The organism is Solirubrobacter phytolaccae, from assembly GCF_027587195.1.
GTDB lineage: Bacteria > Actinomycetota > Thermoleophilia > Solirubrobacterales > Solirubrobacteraceae > Solirubrobacter > Solirubrobacter phytolaccae.
The window spans coordinates 1-16,361 of the sequence record NZ_JAPDDP010000026.1 but is presented as its reverse complement, the minus strand read 5'-3'; the positions used below and the strand labels follow the sequence as shown (position 1 = coordinate 16,361).

Genomic DNA, 16,361 nt, shown 5'->3' with positions numbered 1-16,361 from the left:
CTGCACGCTCCGAAATGGAGCCTCCCAGTCCAGAATTGCGCTTCGATGACCGCGGCCTCGTTCCGTGCGTCATCCAGGATTGGCGCTCCGGCGAGGTTCTGACCCTCGCCTACATGAATGAGGAGGCGCTGCGCCTCTCCCGCGAGACCGGTGAGCTGCACCTCTTCAGCCGCAGCCGCAACGAGCTCTGGCACAAGGGTGCGACGTCGGGGAACACGCAGGCCGTCAAGGCGCTGCGCTTCGACTGCGACAGCGACGCCGTGCTCGCGCTCGTCGAGCCCGCCGGCCCGGCCTGCCACACGGGTGCGCGCACGTGCTTCCACAAGGGCGACGTCGAGCCGCAGCTGCCGTACGAGGCGCTGCCCGGCCTGGAGCGGACCTTGAGCGATCGCAAGGCCAACCCGGTCGAGGGCTCGTACACGAACCAGCTGCTCGCCGACCCGCCGTTCATCGGCGAGAAGGTCGAGGAGGAGGCCGAGGAGGTCGCCCGCGCCGCGCGCGAGGAGACCGATGAGCGCGTGGCCAACGAGGCCGCCGACGTGCTCTACCACCTCACGGTCCTGCTCCACAGCCGTGGCCTGACGCTGAAGGACGCCGAGGAGGTGCTGCTTGACCGCCGTCGCTGAGCATCTGGAGGTCAGCCCGACGCTCGAAGAGGCGCGGGCGCTCGAGGGCGACCACAACCTCATCCCGGTCACGCACAGCTTCATCGAGGACTGCGAGACGCCCGTCTCGGCGTTCCTGAAGCTGCGCGGCGATGGCCCGGCCTTCCTGCTGGAGTCCGCCGAGCAGGGCCAGCAGGTCGGCCGCTACAGCTTCATCGGCTGGCGCCCGAAGGACGTCATCCGCTGGAGCCTGGGGGAGGACGGGGACCCGTACTCGATCGCGGGTGAGGCCGTCTCGCAGGTCCGTCAGGCGGAGATCGCCGGCCTGCCGCCGTTCGCGGGCGGTGCCGTCGGCTTCTTCGGCTTCGACTGCGTGCGCGCCGCCGAGCGCCTGCCCGAGCCGAACCCGGACGCGCTCGGCCTGCCGGACATGGCGCTGATGCTCACGGACGTGATCGTCGCCTTCGACCATCTGCGCCACACGGTCACGATCCTCGCCAACGCGTACCTGGACGAGGAGACCGACGTGGACACCGCGCACGCCCGCGCGGTGGAGGCGATCCGCCAGGTTCGGACCCGCCTGGCCGGCCCGCTGCCGCCGCTGGAGACGCACGCGGCGCGCCCGGAGCCCGAGTTCGAGTCCAACATGAGCCGCGAGACGTTCGAGGGCAACGTCTCCCGGATCATCGAGTACATCCGCGCCGGCGACGCCTACCAGGTGGTCCCGTCCCAGCGCTGGAGCGCGAAGAACCCGGTCGAGCCGTTCAGCATCTACCGCGGCCTGCGCGCCGTGAACCCGTCGCCGTACATGTACTTCCTCGACTTCGAGGACTTCCAGATCGTCGGCGCGTCACCGGAGCCGCTGTTGACCGTCAACGGGCGCTATGTGAGCACCCGTCCCATCGCTGGGACGCGGCCGCGCGGCGAGGACGACGCCGCGATCGCCGCCGAGCTCCTGGCCGACGAGAAGGAACGCGCCGAGCACGTGATGCTCGTGGACCTCGGGCGCAACGACCTCGGCCGCGTCTGCACGCCCGGCAGCGTCCACGTCGAGCGCCTGATGGAGGTCGAGACGTACTCGCACGTCATCCACATCGTCTCCCAGGTCGCGGGGACGCTGCGCGAGGACGTGCGCGCGATCGACGCCCTGCGGTCGGTCCTGCCCGCGGGCACGCTCTCCGGCGCCCCGAAGATCCGCGCGATCGAGATCATCGACGAGCTCGAGCCGGTCAAGCGCGGCGCGTACGGCGGCGCGGTCGGCTGGCTCTCGTACGCCGGCGAGCTGGACACCTGCATCTGCATCCGCACCGTCGTCACCAAGGACGGGATGGCGCACATCCAGGCCGGCGGCGGCACCGTCGCCGACGCGCGCCCGGACTACGAGTACGAGGAGTCGCGCGCGAAGGCGCGCGGCGTCGTGAAGGCGATCGAGCTGGCCACCCAGCAGGCGGCGTGGCCATGAGAGTCCTGATGGTCGACAACTACGACTCCTTCACGTACAACCTGGTCCAGTACCTGGGCGAGCTGGGGGCGGAGCTGGAAGTCGTGCGCAACGACGTCGCGACGGTCGACGAGCTGCTGGAGAAGGGGTACGACCGCGTGGTCGTCTCCCCGGGCCCGTGCACGCCCAACGAGGCCGGCATCAGCGTCGAGGCCATGCGCCGCTTCCCGGAGGCGGGCGTGAAGACGCTCGGCGTCTGCCTCGGCCACCAGTCGATGGGGCAGGCGTTCGGCGGCCGCGTCATCCGCCACCTGCCGGTCCACGGCAAGACGACCGAGATCACGCACGACGGCCAGGGCGTGTTCGCGGGCCTGCCGAACCCGCTGCCGGTCGCGCGCTACCACTCGCTCGTGGTCCACGAGGACCTGCCGGACTGCCTGGAGGCCACGGCCCACGGCGGCGGCGTGCTGATGGCCATGCGCCACAAGGAGCTGCCCGCGATCGGCGTGCAGTTCCATCCCGAGTCCGTGCTCACGCCGGACGGCAAGCAACTGCTCAAGAACTTCCTTGCCTAACCCGATCCTCACCGCGGCGCTGGACAACCTCGCCTCGCGGCACGACCTGACGTCCGAGCAGACCGCGGCCGTGCTGGCCGAGATCATGGCCGGCAACGCCTCCGAGGTGGAGACGAGCGGCATCCTGATCGCGCTGCGCACCAAGGGCGAGACGATCGACGAGCTGGTCGGCCTGGCCACGACGATGCGGGCGTTCGCCACCCCGGTCGACGCGGGCCGCGAGGATCTCATCGACACGGCGGGCACCGGTGGGGGTAGGCCCACGTTCAACGTGTCGACCACCGCCGCCCTCATCGCCGCCGGCCACGGCTGCGCCGTCGCCAAGCACGGCAACCGCTCCGCCACGGGCCTCTCGGGCTCCGCCGACGTACTGGAGGCGCTCGGCGTGCGGATCGATCTCAAGCCGGAAGCGGTGGCGCGCTGCATCAACGAGGTCGGCTTCGGCTTCATGTTCGCCCCCGCGCACCACGGCGCCACGCGCTACGTGGTCCCGGTGCGCAAGGAGCTCGCCGTCCGCACCATCTTCAACTTCCTCGGCCCGCTGACCAACCCGGCCGGCGCCAAGCGCCAGGTCATCGGCGTGTCGGACCCGAGCTTCCTGGAGCCGATCGCCGGCGCGCTCGCGCGGCTGGGCGCGGCCAAGGCGCTGGTAGTGTCGAGCAACGACGGTCTGGACGAGATGAGCACGTCGTCGACAACGCGCGTCGTCGAGGTCGACGGCGAAGACGTCCGGGCCTACGAGGTCGCCCCGGAGGACTTCGGCATCACACGCGCCGAGCCGACCGCGCTGGGCGCGGGCCTGCCCGCCGTCAACGCCGAGATCACCCGCCGGATCTTCGCCGGCGAACACGGGCCGGCGCGCGACGTCGCCGTGCTCAACGCGGGCGCCGCGATCTACGTGTCCGGAACCGTGAACACCCTCGAGGACGGCGTGCGCGCCGCCGAGGCCGCGATCGATGACGGTCGCGCCGCGCAAGCACTCGAAAACCTCGCGAATCTCAGCAAGGAGCTGGCGCCCGCATGAGCATCCGCGTAGCGATGCTTCAAACGACCCCCGATGGCGCCGCGCTAGCGGCTGCCCGGATGGTTCGTCCATGAGCGTCCTCGACCGCATCGTCGACGACACCCGCGACGAGGTCAAACGCCGCAAGAAGGAGGTCTCGATCAAGGACCTCAAGAAGCTGATCGAGGTCCGCGAGGAGGGTGCGCGGCCGTTCAGCGAGGCCTTGACGCGCCCCGGCATCTCGCTGATCGCCGAGCACAAGCGCCGCTCGCCGTCCGCGGGCGCGATCCGCGAGGGCTCCGAGGTCACCGAGATCGTGCAGGCCTACGAGCGCGGCGGGGCCGCGGCGCTCAGCATCCTCACGGAGCCGTTCCACTTCGGCGGCTCGCTCGACGACCTGCGCGAGGCGCGCACCGCCGCGACGCTGCCGATCCTGCGCAAGGACTTCATCGTCCACCGCTACCAGCTCTACGAAGCCGCGGCGGCCGGGGCGGACGCGATCCTGCTGATCGTCGCCGCGCTCGACCTGCCCGACCTGGCGGACCTGTTGCACGAGGCGCGCGAGCTGGACCTGGACGCCCTCGTCGAGGTCCACGACGAACGCGAGCTCGAGAAGGCGCTGGAGGTCGAGGCCGACGTGCTCGGCATCAACAACCGCGACCTGTCGGACTTCAGCGTGAACATCGAGCGCACGTTCGAGCTGCTGGCGGACATCCCCGCGGGCAAGACGGTCGTGAGCGAGAGCGGGTTCCGCACGCGTGACCAGCTGGACGACCTCGAGCGCGTCGGCGTCGACGCGGTGCTGATCGGCGAGACGCTCATGCGCGCGCCGGACATCGAGGCCGCCGCGCGCGAGCTGACCGGGTTCGGCACCCTCCCGTGAACATCAAGATCTGTGGCATCACCCGGCTCGAGGACGCCGAGAAGGCGGTGGAGCTCGGCGCCTGGGCGCTCGGGTTCCTGCTGTGGCCGGAGTCCAAGCGCTACGTCGATCCGGGCGTGGCGGCGGGCATCGCGCGCGTCATGCGGCGCAAGGTCGAGCTGGTCGGCGTGTTCGTCAACCAGCCGCTGGACGACATCGCCGCCCTGGTCGACGCGATCGGCCTCACGTACGTGCAGCTGCACGGCGACGAGGGCCCGTCGTTCTGCGCGGCCGTGTCCCAGCGCACCGGCGCGAAGGTGATCAAGGCGGGGCGGATCATCCACGCGTACGACCTGCGCGAGATGGACCGCTACCACACCGACCTGCACCTGCTGGACACCGGCACGGCCGACGGCACGTACGGCGGCACCGGCAAGACGTGGGACTGGTCGCTCGTCGCGCGGCGCAAGAGCAAGATCCCGTTCCTGCTCGCGGGCGGGCTGAACCCGGACAACGTCGCGGCCGCGATCGCCGAGGCCAACCCGTGGGGGATCGATGTCTCCTCGGGCGTGGAGTACACGCCCGGTGTGAAGTCGGCGAAGAAGCTGGAAGCGCTCTTTGAAGCAGCTGGAGTGGTGAATGTCGGCGGTTGAGCACCGGTTCGGCCCGTACGGCGGGCAGTACGTCCCGGAGACGCTCGTCCCGGCGCTCGTTGAGCTCGAGGCGGCGTGGGTCGCCGCGCGCGAAGACCCGACCTACCGCGCCGAGCTGGACGCGCTCCTGAACGACTACGTGGGCCGGCCGTCGCCCCTGTACCTGGCGACGCGGCTGTCCGAGGAGGTCGGCCACGCCGTCTACCTCAAGCGCGAGGACCTCAACCACACGGGCGCGCACAAGATCAACAACGCGCTCGGCCAGACGCTGCTCGCCAAGCGGATGGGCAAGACCCGCATCATCGCCGAGACCGGCGCGGGCTCGCACGGCGTCGCGACGGCCACGGCGTGCGCGCTGCTCGGCCTGGAGTGCATCGTCTACATGGGCACCGAGGACATGCGGCGCCAGGCGCCCAACGTCCAGCGCATGGAGCTGCTCGGCGCGCGGGTCGCGCCGGTGGACGCGGGCTCTCGCACCCTGAAGGAAGCGGTCTCCGCCACCATCCGCGACTGGGTCTCCAACGTCGGCGACACGCACTACGTGATCGGCTCCTGCGTCGGCCCGGCGCCGTTCCCGGCGCTCGTGCGCGACCTGCAGCGGATCATCGGCGACGAGGCCCGCGCGCAGATCCTCGAGAAGGCCGGCCGCCTGCCCGACCGCGTGATCGCCTGCGTCGGCGGCGGCTCGAACGCGATCGGCACGTTCGTGCCCTTCGTGGGCGACGAGGCCGTGCAGCTGATCGGGACCGAGGCGGCGGGCGACGGGATCGACTCCGGTCGCCACGGCGCGCCGTTGACCGTCGGTGGCCGCGGCGGCGTCCTGCACGGGTCCTACAGCGCGATCATGCAGGACGAGGACGGCCAGATCCTCGAGGCGCACTCGATCAGCGCCGGCCTGGACTACCCGGGCACCGGCCCCGAGCACGCGTGGCTGCGCGACACGGGCCGCGCGACCTACACGGGCGTGACCGACACGCAGGCACTGGAGGCGTTCAAACGCCTCGCGGAGCTGGAGGGGATCATCCCGGCGCTCGAGTCCTCGCACGCCGTCGCCTGGGTGCTCGGCGCGGGCCGCGAGACGGCCACGAGCGACACGATCGACCTGATCTGCCTGTCCGGCCGCGGCGACAAGGACCTCGCGGAAGCGCTCTCGAAGCTGGGCCTGGCATGACGCGCACCGAAACGGGTGTGGACCGGATCACGGCGGCGTTCGAGTCCGCGCGCGGGCGCGCGGCGCTCATGCCGTACCTGATGGCGGGCTTCCCCGACATCGAGACGTCCGTGCGCATCGCCACCGCGTACGCCGATGCGGGCGCGGACCTCGTCGAGCTCGGCGTGCCGTTCAGCGACCCGCTGGCGGACGGCCCCGTGATCCACGCCGCGGCCACCGCCGCGCTGGAGAGCGGCGCGACCGTGCACAACGTGCTGGAGGCCGGCACGCGGATCGCCGAGCAGCTTCCCGTGGTGTTGATGGTCTACGTGAACCCGATCCTCGCGCGCGGGCCCGAGCGCTTCGCGGCCGAGCTCGCCGAGCGCGGCATCAGCGGCCTGATCGTGCCCGATCTCCCGCTCGAGGAGTCCGAGCCGATCCTCGCCGCCTGCGACGCGCACGGCGTCGCGCTCGTGCCGCTCGTCGCACCCACCACTCCGGACGCTCGTCTAAACGCGATCGGGCGGACTGCGCGTGGATTTGTCTACACGGTTTCGGTGACCGGGACGACCGGTGAGCGGGCTTCCACCAGCACGGATCCGTCGCACCTTCTGGCCCGCGTGAAGGCCTCCACGACGGTGCCCGTCGCGCTCGGGTTCGGCATCTCGAACGGTGTTCAGGCGAGGGCCGCGGCGGACGCCGGAGCGGACGGCGTGATCGTCGGATCGCGCCTCGTCCGAGCGGTCGCCGAGGCGGTCGAGCAGGGCGCGGATCCCGCCCCAGCAGCCGGATCAGTGGTCGCTGAACTCGCTGGCGCGCTGGTCCGCTAGCCTTCGCGCGACATGGGAATCTTCCTTGCGTTGATCACCGGACTCGTGGTCTGGGTCGTCCTGTGGGGCACAAGCCTGATGAAGTCGTTCGACGCGTTCATCATCGCGATGCTGTTCCCGCTCCTGGCGGCTACCGCCGTCATCGTCATCAAGTACCTGCCGCGCGGCAACGATTAAGCGCGCGTTGCGGTCGCGCTAAGCCCCTCCGCGGACTCGCCCGTTCCGCTGGATAGCGGTCTACGCTCTTGCTGCCTGAAGGGGGCTTGCGTAATATCGCCGCCCGTATACGAGCCTCATGAGGAGGGGTTCTTTTTGCGTTCTAAGTACATGGCAGCCACGGGCTGCCTTGTCGCCGCGCTCGCGATGGGCGTTGCGGCATGTGGGGATGAAGACGAGCCGACCACCGGCGGTGGCGGCGGGACGGAAGAGCCGGCCGCTGAGGGCAAGAACCTGACGATCTACTCGTCGCTCCCGCTCCAGGGTGCGTCGCGTGTTCAGACGGAGGCCCTGGTCAACGGCGCCAAGCTCGCTCTCGAGCAGGCTGGCGGCAAGGCCGGCAACCACACCATCAAGTACGAGTCGCTCGACGACTCCACGGCCCAGGCCGGTTCTTGGACGCCGGAGGCCGAGTCGGCCAACGCGCTCAAGGCCGCCCAGGACGAGGCGACCGCCGTTTACCTCGGCGCGTTCAACTCGGGCGCTTCGAAGGTCTCGATCCCGATCCTCTCCGAGGCGGGCGTTCCGCAGATCTCCCCGGCCAACACGTACGTGGGTCTGACCACGAACGACCCGGGCTCCGAGCCCGGCGAGCCGGACAAGTACTACCCGACGGGCGATCGCACCTACACGCGCATCGTTCCGAAGGACACGATCCAGGCTGCGGCCCTCGTCACGCTGATGAAGCAGGACGGCTGCACCAAGGTCGCCATGACCAACGACAAGGAGGTCTACGGCGCCGGCCTGGCTCGCGTCATCGAGCTGTCCGCCAAGGAGCAGGGCCTCGAGCTGACGAGCAACGACGCGATCGACAAGAACGCGTCCAACTACCGCTCCCTGGCCCAGAAGGCCAAGGCTGCCGGCGCTGACTGCTTCGTCTACTCGGGCATCACGGCCAACAACGCGGTCCAGCAGTTCAAGGACTTCGCCGCGGCCCTCGGCGCCGACGCCGGCCTGTACGGCCCGGACGGCGTTGCCGAGACCGGCTTCGTCTCCGAGAAGGACGGCGGCATCCCCGCTGCCCTGAACAAGCAGGTCAAGGTCACCGTCGCCACCCTGTCCCCGGATCAGTACCCGCCGGAGGGCCAGGAGTTCTTCACGCAGTTCACGGAGAAGTACGGCGTCGACAACCCGGATCCGTACGCGATCTACGGCTACGAGGCCATGAAGCTGGCCATCGACGCCATCGAGCGCTCCGGCACCGGCGAGAAGGCCGACATCAAGAAGGCCCTCTTCGAGACCAAGGACCGCGCCTCCGTGCTCGGCACCTACTCGATCGACGAGAACGGCGACACCACGCTCACCGATTACGGCGCCTACGGCGTCGAGAACGGCGAGCTGAAGTTCGATCAGACGATCAAGGCTCAGGCCCAGGGCTAGACACCCAGGCCATAGGCTTGCCGCCTCTTTGAGGCGTATGCTCGGCCGGGAGCGGGGTTTACCCGCTCCCGGCCGGTGCCTATTTCCGGTCGGACCTCAACCACATACGAGACTTAATGGAAGCCGCCAGCATCCCTGCGGGCCCGCCTGCCTCTCAGCGCATCAAGCAGCTGATCGGCACGTACGGGCTCACGGCCGTCTTGCTCATCATGCCGGTCTGGTTCGCGATCACGGACCTTTCCGATGACGGCAACCTCGTTCGCCTGGGCGAGAACCTGGTCGCCGGCCTCTCCAACGGCGCCATCTGGGCGCTGGTGGCCATCGGCTACACGCTCGTCTACGGCATCGTCGAGCTGATCAACTTCGCCCACGGCGAGATCTTCATGATCGGCTCGTTCATCTCCGCTTCGCTGATCGGAACGCTCGGCCTCACGGTCGACTCGTCGTTCCTGCCTGTCTTCTTCGGCCTGGTCGTGGCCTTGGTCGTGGCCATGGTCGGTGCGGGCACGCTGAACGTGCTCATCGAACGGGTGGCGTACAGACCGCTACGCAGCGCGCCGAAGCTGGCGCCGCTGATCACCGCGGTCGGCATGTCCTTCATCCTGCAGAACGTCGGCCTTCTCTGGAAGGGCGGCAACCAGCAGGGCGTTCCGGATCTCCTGGACGCGCAGCACACGCTCGTCACCATCTTCGGCGTCACGATCGAGAACGCGGACGTGCTCTCGGTCGCGGTCACGATCCCGCTGCTGATCGTGATGACGACCTTCATCAACCGCTCGCGCCTCGGCAAGGCCATGCGCGCGACGGCGCAGGACCCGGAGGCCGCGCGCCTCATGGGCATCAACGTCGACACGACGATCTCGATGACGTTCCTGATCGGCGGCATGCTGGCCGGCGCGGCCGGCCTGATCTACGCCGTCTACCAGACGACGATCTGGTTCTTCCAGGGCTTCACGGGTGGTCTCATCGCCTTCACCGCGGCCGTCATGGGCGGCATCGGCAACCTCCGCGGCGCCGTGCTCGGCGGTCTGATCATCGGCTTCATCCAGCAGATGTCGGACAACCGCATCGGCTCGCAGTGGACGCCGGCGATCGTGTTCGCCTACCTCGTCCTGATCATGGTGTTCAAGCCGTCGGGTCTCCTCGGCGAGCAGACAAGGGACGCAGGATGAGCGTGGCCGCATCCGAGGTGGAGCAGACGCCTCCCGACCCCACCGGCAAGAAGTCCGGCTTCCAGCTTCCGGGCTGGGCCGAGAAGGGCGTCATTCCCGGCGTCGTTCTCCTTATCGCTGCGCTGATTCCCTTCATCCCCGCCATCGGGGACAAGGCGAACCTGATGCAGCAGATGGCGGTCGCCCTCGCCTACGTGGTGATGGCGCTCGGCCTGAACATCATCGTCGGCTTCGCCGGCCTGCTGGACCTCGGCTACGTCGCGTTCTTCGCCTTCGGCGCGTTTGCCGTCGGCTGGTTCGCGTCCGGCCACTTCGCCTACGTCAACGACGAGAAGGGCATCCACTTCCTCGTCGGCGGCAACGCGTTGAACTTGCCAGGCATCCACTTCAACTTCTTGTTGGTGTTGGTGATCGCGATCGTGTTGACCACGATCGCGGGCATGATCATCGGCCTGCCGACCCTGCGTCTGCGCGGCGACTACATCGCCATCGTGACGCTGGCGTTCGGCGAGATCATCGGCCGCCTCGCGGTCAACCTCGACGGGACGACCATCCTCGGCGGCACGCCGATCACGGCCGGCCGTCAGGGCATCTCGCCGGTGGACCGGATCGACTTGCCCTTCTTGGACCCGTTCACGGTCTTGGACAAGAAACCCTGGTACTGGTTCGCCTTGTTCCTGGTCGTGGTCGTGCTGTTCGTGAACTTCCGCCTGCGGGATTCGCGGATGGGCCGCGCGTGGGTCGCCCTGCGTGAGGACGAGATCGCCGCGGTGGCGATGGGCGTCCCGGCGGTCAAGACCAAGCTGATGGCCTACGCCTCGGGCGCCGCCTTCGGTGGCATCTCGGGCGCGTTCCTGGCGTCGCTGCTGAACACGGTCAACGCCGACCAGTTCCAGTTCTCGTTCTCGATCCTGGTGCTGGCCATGGTCATCCTCGGCGGCCTCGGCAGCATCTGGGGCGTCGTGATCGGCGCGATCGTGCTGTCGATCATCAACAACTACTTGATCCCCGACGTCATCAACGGCGTCCCGGGCGATCTGGGGCTGGACTTCGACATGACGCAGATCACGTTCGCGGTCTACGGCTTCCTGCTGTTGCTGATGATGATCCTGCGTCCGCAGGGCCTGCTCCCCGAGCGCCGTCACAAGATGGAGCTCGCGGATCACGCAGAGACCACGGACGACAACCTCTACACGGCACGAGCATGAGCGCGACGCAGAGCTCCACACCGGCGCCGTCGCTCGCCAACCCGGCGATCCTCGACGCGAGCAACATCACCAAGCAGTTCGGCGGTCTCACCGCCGTGAGCGACGTCTCGTTCACGCTGCCCGAGAAGTCGATCGTCTCGATCATCGGGCCCAACGGCGCGGGCAAGACGACGTTCTTCAACATGCTCACGGGCTTCTACCGCCCGACGTTCGGCACGATCGGGTTCGACGGGCGCAACATCACGGGTGCCCGCCCGGACATCGTGATGAAGGCCGGCATGGCGCGGACGTTCCAGAACATCCGCCTGTTCTCGACCATGAGCGCGGTTGAGAACGTGATGATCGGCGAGCACTCCCGCATGAAGTCGGGGCTGGTCGGCTCGATCCTCCGGCTCCCGGGCACGCGTCGCGAGGAGCGCGAGGTGCGCGAGAAGGCGCACACCGAGCTCTCGTACGTGGGCATCAAGGAGCGCCATCACGACTGGCTCGCGACGAACCTCTCCTACGGCGATCAGCGCCGGGTGGAGATCGCTCGCGCGCTGGCGTCAGACCCGAAGATCCTCCTGCTGGACGAGCCGACCGCCGGCATGAACCCGCAGGAGTCCGCGGCGCTGACCGACCTCATGCACCAGCTGCGCGACGAGCGGGGGATGACGATCCTGCTCATCGAGCACGACATGAAGGTCGTCATGGGCGTCTCGGAGCGTCTGACGGTGCTCGATCACGGCGAGAAGATCGCCGAAGGGCTCCCCGCCGAGGTGCGGGCGAACCCGAAGGTCATCGAGGCCTACCTGGGCAAGGCCGCGGCCGAGACGGGGGAGCGGAAGAAGTCATGAGCTTCCTCAAGGTCGAGGACATCCACACCTACTACGGCAACATCCAGGCGCTCAAGGGCATCTCGTTGACCGTGGAAGAGGGTGAGTGCGTCACGCTGATCGGCTCCAACGGTGCCGGCAAGTCGACGACGCTGCGGTCCATCTCGGGCCTCACCCCCGCCCGCACGGGTTCGATCGTGCTCGATGGGGAGGAGATCACGCATCTCCCGCCCCAGGAGATCGTCGGCCTGGGCATCGCGCAGTCGCCGGAAGGCCGCAAGTGCTTCCAGCGGATGACCGTGCGCGAGAACCTCGAGCTCGGCGCGTATCTGCGCCGGGACTCCGCTCAGCAGGAGAAGGACCTGCAGCGGATCTTCGAGCTGTTCCCGCGCCTGGACGAGCGCCAGTCGCAGAAGGCCGGCACGATGTCCGGCGGTGAGCAGCAGATGCTCGCCATCGGGCGCGCGATGATGGCCAACCCGAAGGTGCTGTTGCTCGATGAGCCGTCGATGGGCATCTCGCCCGTGCTCACCGAGCGCATCTACGAGACCATCGCGGAGATCAACAAGGAGGGCATGACGATCCTCCTGGTCGAGCAGAACGCGAACTTCGCGCTCGACGTCTCCAAGCGTGCGTACGTGCTGGAGACCGGCAAGGTGGTGATGTCGGACGTGTCCGACACGCTCCGCACCAACCCCGACGTGCAGAAGGCATACCTCGGAACATGACCCTGCTTTACGCTGGCATCACCGATGGCGCCTGGAACCTGCTCTGGATGTACGTCTGGCTGCTGTCCACCATCGGCGCGTCGTACCTGTCGGATCGCAAGGGCTACGGTGACCGCCCTGGGCTGGCCACCGGGCTCATCCTGACGGTCCTGGGCACGATCATCTGGCTCGTCATCCCGGCGAAGCCCGAGTCCAAGTGGAAGACCCTCGGCCCGTTCGGCCGGGGGCAGAAGAACCGCGCGGCCGCGTAGCGGCCTCGCGTCTCTAGCGCACGGCCTGCGGGGCGGGGTGACCCGCCTCGCAGGTCTTGTCTATGTCGAAGCGTGGCCCGCGGGGCTGGTCGCAGACCTCCGCGGCCTGCGCGCTCGACGTGATCGCGAAGCCGAGGATGTCCGTCTGGTCGGCGCGCTCGAGCTGGGCAGGCGTCATCGCCGCGAACACCAGCAGCCCGGCGGCGATCCCGCCCGCGAGGCGGCGCTGCCGCTCCCGCCGCGCACGATGACGCGTCGCCGCGTGCGTCAGCGCGGTGCCGAGCCGGTCCAGTTCGGGGGGAAGACCCATTCTCTCCAATGATGCCTCGACGGCTACGAGGATGTCGCGGACTTCAGCGCCTCGTCGAGGTCGGTGTAGCGATACGTGTACCCGAGCTCCAGCGTACGACGCGGAATCGCGCGCTGGCCTTCGGTCACGATCTCGGCCATGTCGCCATATAGAGCCTGGATTGCGAAGCCCGGGATGGGGGCGACCGCAGGGCGGTGCAGCGCACGGCCGAGTGCGCGGCTGAACTCCTTGTTCGTCACGGGCTCCGGCGCGGTGGCGTTGACGGGGCCTTCCCAGGTGGGGTCGTCGATCGCGTTGAGGTAGATCCCGACGACGTCGTCGACGTGGATCCAGGGCATGTACTGCTTGCCGCCGGCCACGGGGCCGCCGACGCCGGCCTTGAACGGGAGCAGCATCTTGCTCAGCGCGCCGCCATTCTGGTCGAGCACGACGCCCGTGCGGACCAGCACGACCCGTGTCTGCGCGGCCTTGGCCTCGGTCTCCCAGGCGACGCACACCTGGGCGAGGAAGTCGTCGCCGGGCGGGCTGTCCTCGTCGATGCGCTCGTCACCGTGCTTGCCGTAGTAGCCGACGGCGCTGGAGCTGATCAGCGCCGGCTTGTGGCTGGAGGCGTTGATGGCTTCGGCGACGCGGCGGGTGCCCTGCACCCGCGACTGCTCGATCCGTTCGCGGCTCGCGTCGTTCCAGCGCTGGGCGACGTTCTCGCCCGCGAGGTGGACGACGACGTCGCCGAGCTCGATCGGGCCGTCCTTGCGCAGGGAGACGGGGATGACCTCGTCGCCGCGTTGCTGGAGCGCTGCCGTGAGCTTCGAGCCAATCAGCCCGCTGGCGCCCGTGATGGTCACTCGCATAGCTTGGGTACGGTTGCCGGATGGGTCTGGACCGCGCACTGCTGCGCCTTGCGTCGGTGGTCGTGCTGGGGACGATCATGTCAATTCTCGACACGACGATCGTCAACGTCGCGATCGAGACGCTCGCGCGGGACCTGGACGCGTCGCTGACGTCGATCCAGTGGGTCTCCACGGGGTACCTGCTCGCGCTGGCGACGGTGATCCCGCTGACCGGCTGGGCGATGGAGCGCTTCGGCGGGCGGAACATGTGGATGCTCTCCGTGACGCTGTTCCTGGCCGGGAGCGGGCTGTGCGGGCTCGCGTGGAACGTGGAGTCGCTGATCTTCTTCCGCGTGCTCCAGGGCTTCGGCGGCGGCATGATCATGCCGATCGGCCAGGCGATCCTCGCGCAGGCGGCCGGCCCGCAGCGGATGGGGCGGGTGATGAGCGTGATCGGCGTGCCGACGCTGCTCGGGCCGATCCTCGGACCGGTGATCGGCGGTCTGATCGTCGACAACTTCTCCTGGCGCTGGATCTTCTTCGTCAACCTGCCCGTGGGCGCGGTGGCGCTGGCGCTGGCCTTCCGGATCCTGCCGCGGACCGAGGTGCGCGGCCGTTCGCCGCTCGACGTGCGCGGGCTGCTGCTGCTCTCGCCGGGGCTCGCGCTGTTGATCTACGGGCTCTCCGAGGTGGGCACGGAGGGGACGCTGATGGACTGGCACGTGCTGCTCGGCCTGCTCGGCGGCGCGGCGCTGCTCGTCGCCTTCGCCCTGTGGTCGCTGCGCGGGCGCGGCACGCTGATCGACCTGTCCCTCTTCAAGGACCGCGCGTTCGCCGCCGCCTCGGGCACCACGTTCATCTTCGGCGTCTCGCTGTTCGGCGCGATGCTGATCCTGCCGCTCTACTACCAGGTGGTGCGTGAGGAGAGCGCACTGAACGCCGGCCTGCTGCTGGCCCCGCAGGGCATCGGCGCGGCGATGGCGATGCCGATCGCGGGACGCATCACCGACAAGGTCGGCGCGGGCCGGGTCGTGCCGTTCGGGATCCTCGTCGCCCTGGTCGGCACCGGCGTCTACACCCAGCTGACGGCGGACACGAGCTTCTGGCTGCTCGGCTTCGCCCTGTGGGTCCGCGGGCTGGGGCTCGGCATGACGATGATGCCGGCGATGGCCGCGGCCTACCAGACGCTCTCGCGCGCCGCCGTACCCCGCGCGACGTCGCTGATCAACATCATCCGCACGGTCGGCGGTTCCGTCGGCACCGCCGTGCTGACCGTCGTGCTGGAGCGTCAGATCACGACGAACCTCGGCGGCGAGGGCGGTGGCTCGTTGGGCGCGCTCACGGGCGCGACCGACGTCTCGCGCGTGGCGGAACCGCTCGCGGACGCGTTCGCGCACACGATGTGGTGGGCGGTGGGGCTCACGGCGCTGGCTTTGATCCCGGCGCTCTTCCTGCCACGGCACCCGCCGCCGGCGGTTGCGGACGGCGATTGACGCGTGGAGCTCAGCGCGGGTGGCGCGCGGGTGGGCTGGGTTGGCGTCGGGGAGCACACCGTCGGGCGCCGCGTCAAGAAATTCATGTCCGAGCGGCTTCGGGGCTCGAGGCCGCTCCAGGAATTTCTTGACCCGTCGCGGCCGGTGCGCTCTTGTGCGGGTGAGCGGCTGCGCCGGGGTGCGCCCGGGCGCGGGCCTAGTGCGCTCGTTTGGTTCGCCGTGCCACGCGAACCGCGAGTTTTGTACCTATGCGGTCGTTTTCTCGAGGTTCGCGTGGCGTGGTCCACGCGAGCGTCGGGTTTCTCGGCGCTGGGCCGAGAAACCCGACGCTCGAGTGCGGGCGCGTTCTGGCCCCGCGCGGGGGCTCGCCGGCCCCAGCCGGCCTGACCAGCTCAGAGCACGCCGGCCGCGTCGGGTCAAGAAACTCGTGACGACGGCCCGCGCACTCCGCCACCGTGGCGGGCACGAGTTTCTTGACGCGGCGCCCGACGGTGTGCTCCCCGAGCGCGGCGGCGTGGCGGGACGCGTCGCGCGCGGAACTCCACGGCGCCCGCGCACGCCCGTGCCGCGTCCGCGCCGCCCACGCGCGCCTGCGCCCGTTAAACGCGCCGGGCGCCCACTTGGGGCGCCCGGGAGCGAATCTCTATGACGCTTCGGTTACCAGGCCGGCGTCGCGGCCGGGTCGGCGGCCGGGGTCGCGACGGCCTCGGCCGGAGCCGGGGCGGGCGCCTCGGCCGGCGGAGCGGCGGGGGCGGGGGCCTCCTCGACGGGCGCCGGTCGGACATCAACCTGGCGGCAGCGTCGGAGGCCATCGTCATCGGCTTCAACGTCCGCCCGGT

At 69.4% G+C, this 16,361-nt stretch carries 19 protein-coding genes; 16 read left to right on the top strand and 3 right to left on the bottom strand.

All coding sequences use genetic code 11. The features are described 5' to 3' along the window. Positions 1–14 precede the first annotated feature (14 nt). From hisIE to OJ997_RS15610, 15 genes are all read left to right on the top strand, one after another. The gene (gene hisIE / locus OJ997_RS15680) at positions 15–626 is read left to right on the top strand and encodes a bifunctional phosphoribosyl-AMP cyclohydrolase/phosphoribosyl-ATP diphosphatase HisIE (RefSeq protein ID WP_270026101.1); all 612 of its coding nucleotides are present in this window, start codon (positions 15–17) and stop codon (positions 624–626) included. Beyond that, positions 610–2,067, top strand: coding sequence for an anthranilate synthase component I (trpE, locus tag OJ997_RS15675; RefSeq protein ID WP_270026100.1), 1,458 nt, complete (start codon positions 610–612; stop codon positions 2,065–2,067). Before hisIE ends, trpE begins: the two co-directional genes overlap by 17 nt. After that, positions 2,064–2,621 (top strand): anthranilate synthase component II, encoded by a 558-nt coding sequence (locus OJ997_RS15670; RefSeq protein ID WP_270026099.1) that lies wholly within the window; start codon positions 2,064–2,066, stop codon positions 2,619–2,621. Before trpE ends, OJ997_RS15670 begins: the two co-directional genes overlap by 4 nt. Beyond that, a complete protein-coding gene (gene trpD / locus OJ997_RS15665; RefSeq protein WP_270026098.1) occupies positions 2,614–3,645 on the top strand; it encodes an anthranilate phosphoribosyltransferase in 1,032 nt (343 codons plus the stop codon). The genes OJ997_RS15670 and trpD overlap by 8 nt, the downstream gene beginning before the upstream one ends. Before the next feature lie 70 nt (positions 3,646–3,715). Continuing rightward, on the top strand, positions 3,716–4,507 hold the full coding sequence (gene trpC / locus OJ997_RS15660; protein ID WP_270026097.1) for an indole-3-glycerol phosphate synthase TrpC: 792 nt from the start codon (positions 3,716–3,718) through the stop codon (positions 4,505–4,507). After that, complete coding sequence (locus tag OJ997_RS15655) at positions 4,504–5,139, top strand: phosphoribosylanthranilate isomerase (protein ID WP_270026096.1); 636 nt, start codon at positions 4,504–4,506, stop codon at positions 5,137–5,139. Before trpC ends, OJ997_RS15655 begins: the two co-directional genes overlap by 4 nt. Beyond that, entirely contained in the window at positions 5,126–6,310 is a 1,185-nt protein-coding gene (gene trpB, locus OJ997_RS15650) for a tryptophan synthase subunit beta (protein WP_270026095.1), read from the top strand. The genes OJ997_RS15655 and trpB overlap by 14 nt, the downstream gene beginning before the upstream one ends. Further along, positions 6,307–7,119 carry a tryptophan synthase subunit alpha gene (gene trpA, locus OJ997_RS15645; protein WP_270026094.1) on the top strand — a complete coding sequence of 271 codons (813 nt, stop codon included), beginning with the start codon at positions 6,307–6,309 and terminating at the stop codon, positions 7,117–7,119. Before trpB ends, trpA begins: the two co-directional genes overlap by 4 nt. Positions 7,120–7,131: 12 nt before the next feature. Then, positions 7,132–7,296: a hypothetical protein gene (locus OJ997_RS15640; protein WP_270026093.1), complete on the top strand. Its 165-nt coding sequence runs from the start codon at positions 7,132–7,134 to the stop codon at positions 7,294–7,296. Between the two features lie 150 nt (positions 7,297–7,446). Continuing rightward, the gene (locus OJ997_RS15635) at positions 7,447–8,715 is read left to right on the top strand and encodes a branched-chain amino acid ABC transporter substrate-binding protein (protein WP_270026092.1); all 1,269 of its coding nucleotides are present in this window, start codon (positions 7,447–7,449) and stop codon (positions 8,713–8,715) included. A gap of 116 nt (positions 8,716–8,831) precedes the next feature. Further along, complete coding sequence (locus tag OJ997_RS15630) at positions 8,832–9,887, top strand: branched-chain amino acid ABC transporter permease (protein WP_270026091.1); 1,056 nt, start codon at positions 8,832–8,834, stop codon at positions 9,885–9,887. Further along, entirely contained in the window at positions 9,884–11,095 is a 1,212-nt protein-coding gene (locus OJ997_RS15625) for a branched-chain amino acid ABC transporter permease (protein ID WP_270026090.1), read from the top strand. The genes OJ997_RS15630 and OJ997_RS15625 overlap by 4 nt, the downstream gene beginning before the upstream one ends. Next, entirely contained in the window at positions 11,092–11,931 is an 840-nt protein-coding gene (locus OJ997_RS15620) for an ABC transporter ATP-binding protein (RefSeq protein ID WP_270026089.1), read from the top strand. The genes OJ997_RS15625 and OJ997_RS15620 overlap by 4 nt, the downstream gene beginning before the upstream one ends. After that, entirely contained in the window at positions 11,928–12,638 is a 711-nt protein-coding gene (locus OJ997_RS15615; RefSeq protein WP_270026088.1) for an ABC transporter ATP-binding protein, read from the top strand. Before OJ997_RS15620 ends, OJ997_RS15615 begins: the two co-directional genes overlap by 4 nt. Further along, positions 12,635–12,889, top strand: coding sequence for a hypothetical protein (locus tag OJ997_RS15610; RefSeq protein ID WP_270026087.1), 255 nt, complete (start codon positions 12,635–12,637; stop codon positions 12,887–12,889). The genes OJ997_RS15615 and OJ997_RS15610 overlap by 4 nt, the downstream gene beginning before the upstream one ends. Positions 12,890–12,902: 13 nt before the next feature. Here OJ997_RS15610 and OJ997_RS15605 read toward each other — a convergent pair whose 3' ends face one another. Next, positions 12,903–13,199 carry a hypothetical protein gene (locus tag OJ997_RS15605; protein WP_270026086.1) on the bottom strand — a complete coding sequence of 99 codons (297 nt, stop codon included), beginning with the start codon at positions 13,197–13,199 and terminating at the stop codon, positions 12,903–12,905. Between the two features lie 23 nt (positions 13,200–13,222). Next, complete coding sequence (locus tag OJ997_RS15600) at positions 13,223–14,050, bottom strand: TIGR01777 family oxidoreductase (protein WP_270026085.1); 828 nt, start codon at positions 14,048–14,050, stop codon at positions 13,223–13,225. A gap of 20 nt (positions 14,051–14,070) precedes the next feature. Here OJ997_RS15600 and OJ997_RS15595 point away from each other — a divergent pair, with 20 nt between their 5' ends. After that, positions 14,071–15,522: a DHA2 family efflux MFS transporter permease subunit gene (locus OJ997_RS15595; protein WP_270026083.1), complete on the top strand. Its 1,452-nt coding sequence runs from the start codon at positions 14,071–14,073 to the stop codon at positions 15,520–15,522. 657 nt (positions 15,523–16,179) lie between these two features. Here the strand turns inward: OJ997_RS15595 and OJ997_RS15590 are convergent. Further along, on the bottom strand, positions 16,180–16,361 hold a 182-nt coding region (locus tag OJ997_RS15590; protein WP_270026082.1), incomplete at its 5' end, for a hypothetical protein.

Excerpts from the sequence above, each read along its gene's own strand:
- hisIE (WP_270026101.1), top strand. The coding sequence starts at position 15 with ATGGAGCCTCCCAGTCCAGAATTGCGCTTCGATGACCGCGGCCTCGTT.
- OJ997_RS15670 (WP_270026099.1), top strand. The coding sequence starts at position 2,064 with ATGAGAGTCCTGATGGTCGACAACTACGACTCCTTCACGTACAACCTG.
- trpC (WP_270026097.1), top strand. The coding sequence starts at position 3,716 with ATGAGCGTCCTCGACCGCATCGTCGACGACACCCGCGACGAGGTCAAA.
- trpB (WP_270026095.1), top strand. The coding sequence starts at position 5,126 with ATGTCGGCGGTTGAGCACCGGTTCGGCCCGTACGGCGGGCAGTACGTC.
- trpA (WP_270026094.1), top strand. The coding sequence starts at position 6,307 with ATGACGCGCACCGAAACGGGTGTGGACCGGATCACGGCGGCGTTCGAG.
- OJ997_RS15640 (WP_270026093.1), top strand. The coding sequence starts at position 7,132 with ATGGGAATCTTCCTTGCGTTGATCACCGGACTCGTGGTCTGGGTCGTC.
- OJ997_RS15635 (WP_270026092.1), top strand. The coding sequence starts at position 7,447 with ATGGCAGCCACGGGCTGCCTTGTCGCCGCGCTCGCGATGGGCGTTGCG.
- OJ997_RS15630 (WP_270026091.1), top strand. The coding sequence starts at position 8,832 with ATGGAAGCCGCCAGCATCCCTGCGGGCCCGCCTGCCTCTCAGCGCATC.
- OJ997_RS15625 (WP_270026090.1), top strand. The coding sequence starts at position 9,884 with ATGAGCGTGGCCGCATCCGAGGTGGAGCAGACGCCTCCCGACCCCACC.
- OJ997_RS15620 (WP_270026089.1), top strand. The coding sequence starts at position 11,092 with ATGAGCGCGACGCAGAGCTCCACACCGGCGCCGTCGCTCGCCAACCCG.
- OJ997_RS15615 (WP_270026088.1), top strand. The coding sequence starts at position 11,928 with ATGAGCTTCCTCAAGGTCGAGGACATCCACACCTACTACGGCAACATC.
- OJ997_RS15610 (WP_270026087.1), top strand. The coding sequence starts at position 12,635 with ATGACCCTGCTTTACGCTGGCATCACCGATGGCGCCTGGAACCTGCTC.
- OJ997_RS15605 (WP_270026086.1), bottom strand. The coding sequence starts at position 13,199 with ATGGGTCTTCCCCCCGAACTGGACCGGCTCGGCACCGCGCTGACGCAC.
- OJ997_RS15600 (WP_270026085.1), bottom strand. The coding sequence starts at position 14,050 with ATGCGAGTGACCATCACGGGCGCCAGCGGGCTGATTGGCTCGAAGCTC.
- OJ997_RS15595 (WP_270026083.1), top strand. The coding sequence starts at position 14,071 with ATGGGTCTGGACCGCGCACTGCTGCGCCTTGCGTCGGTGGTCGTGCTG.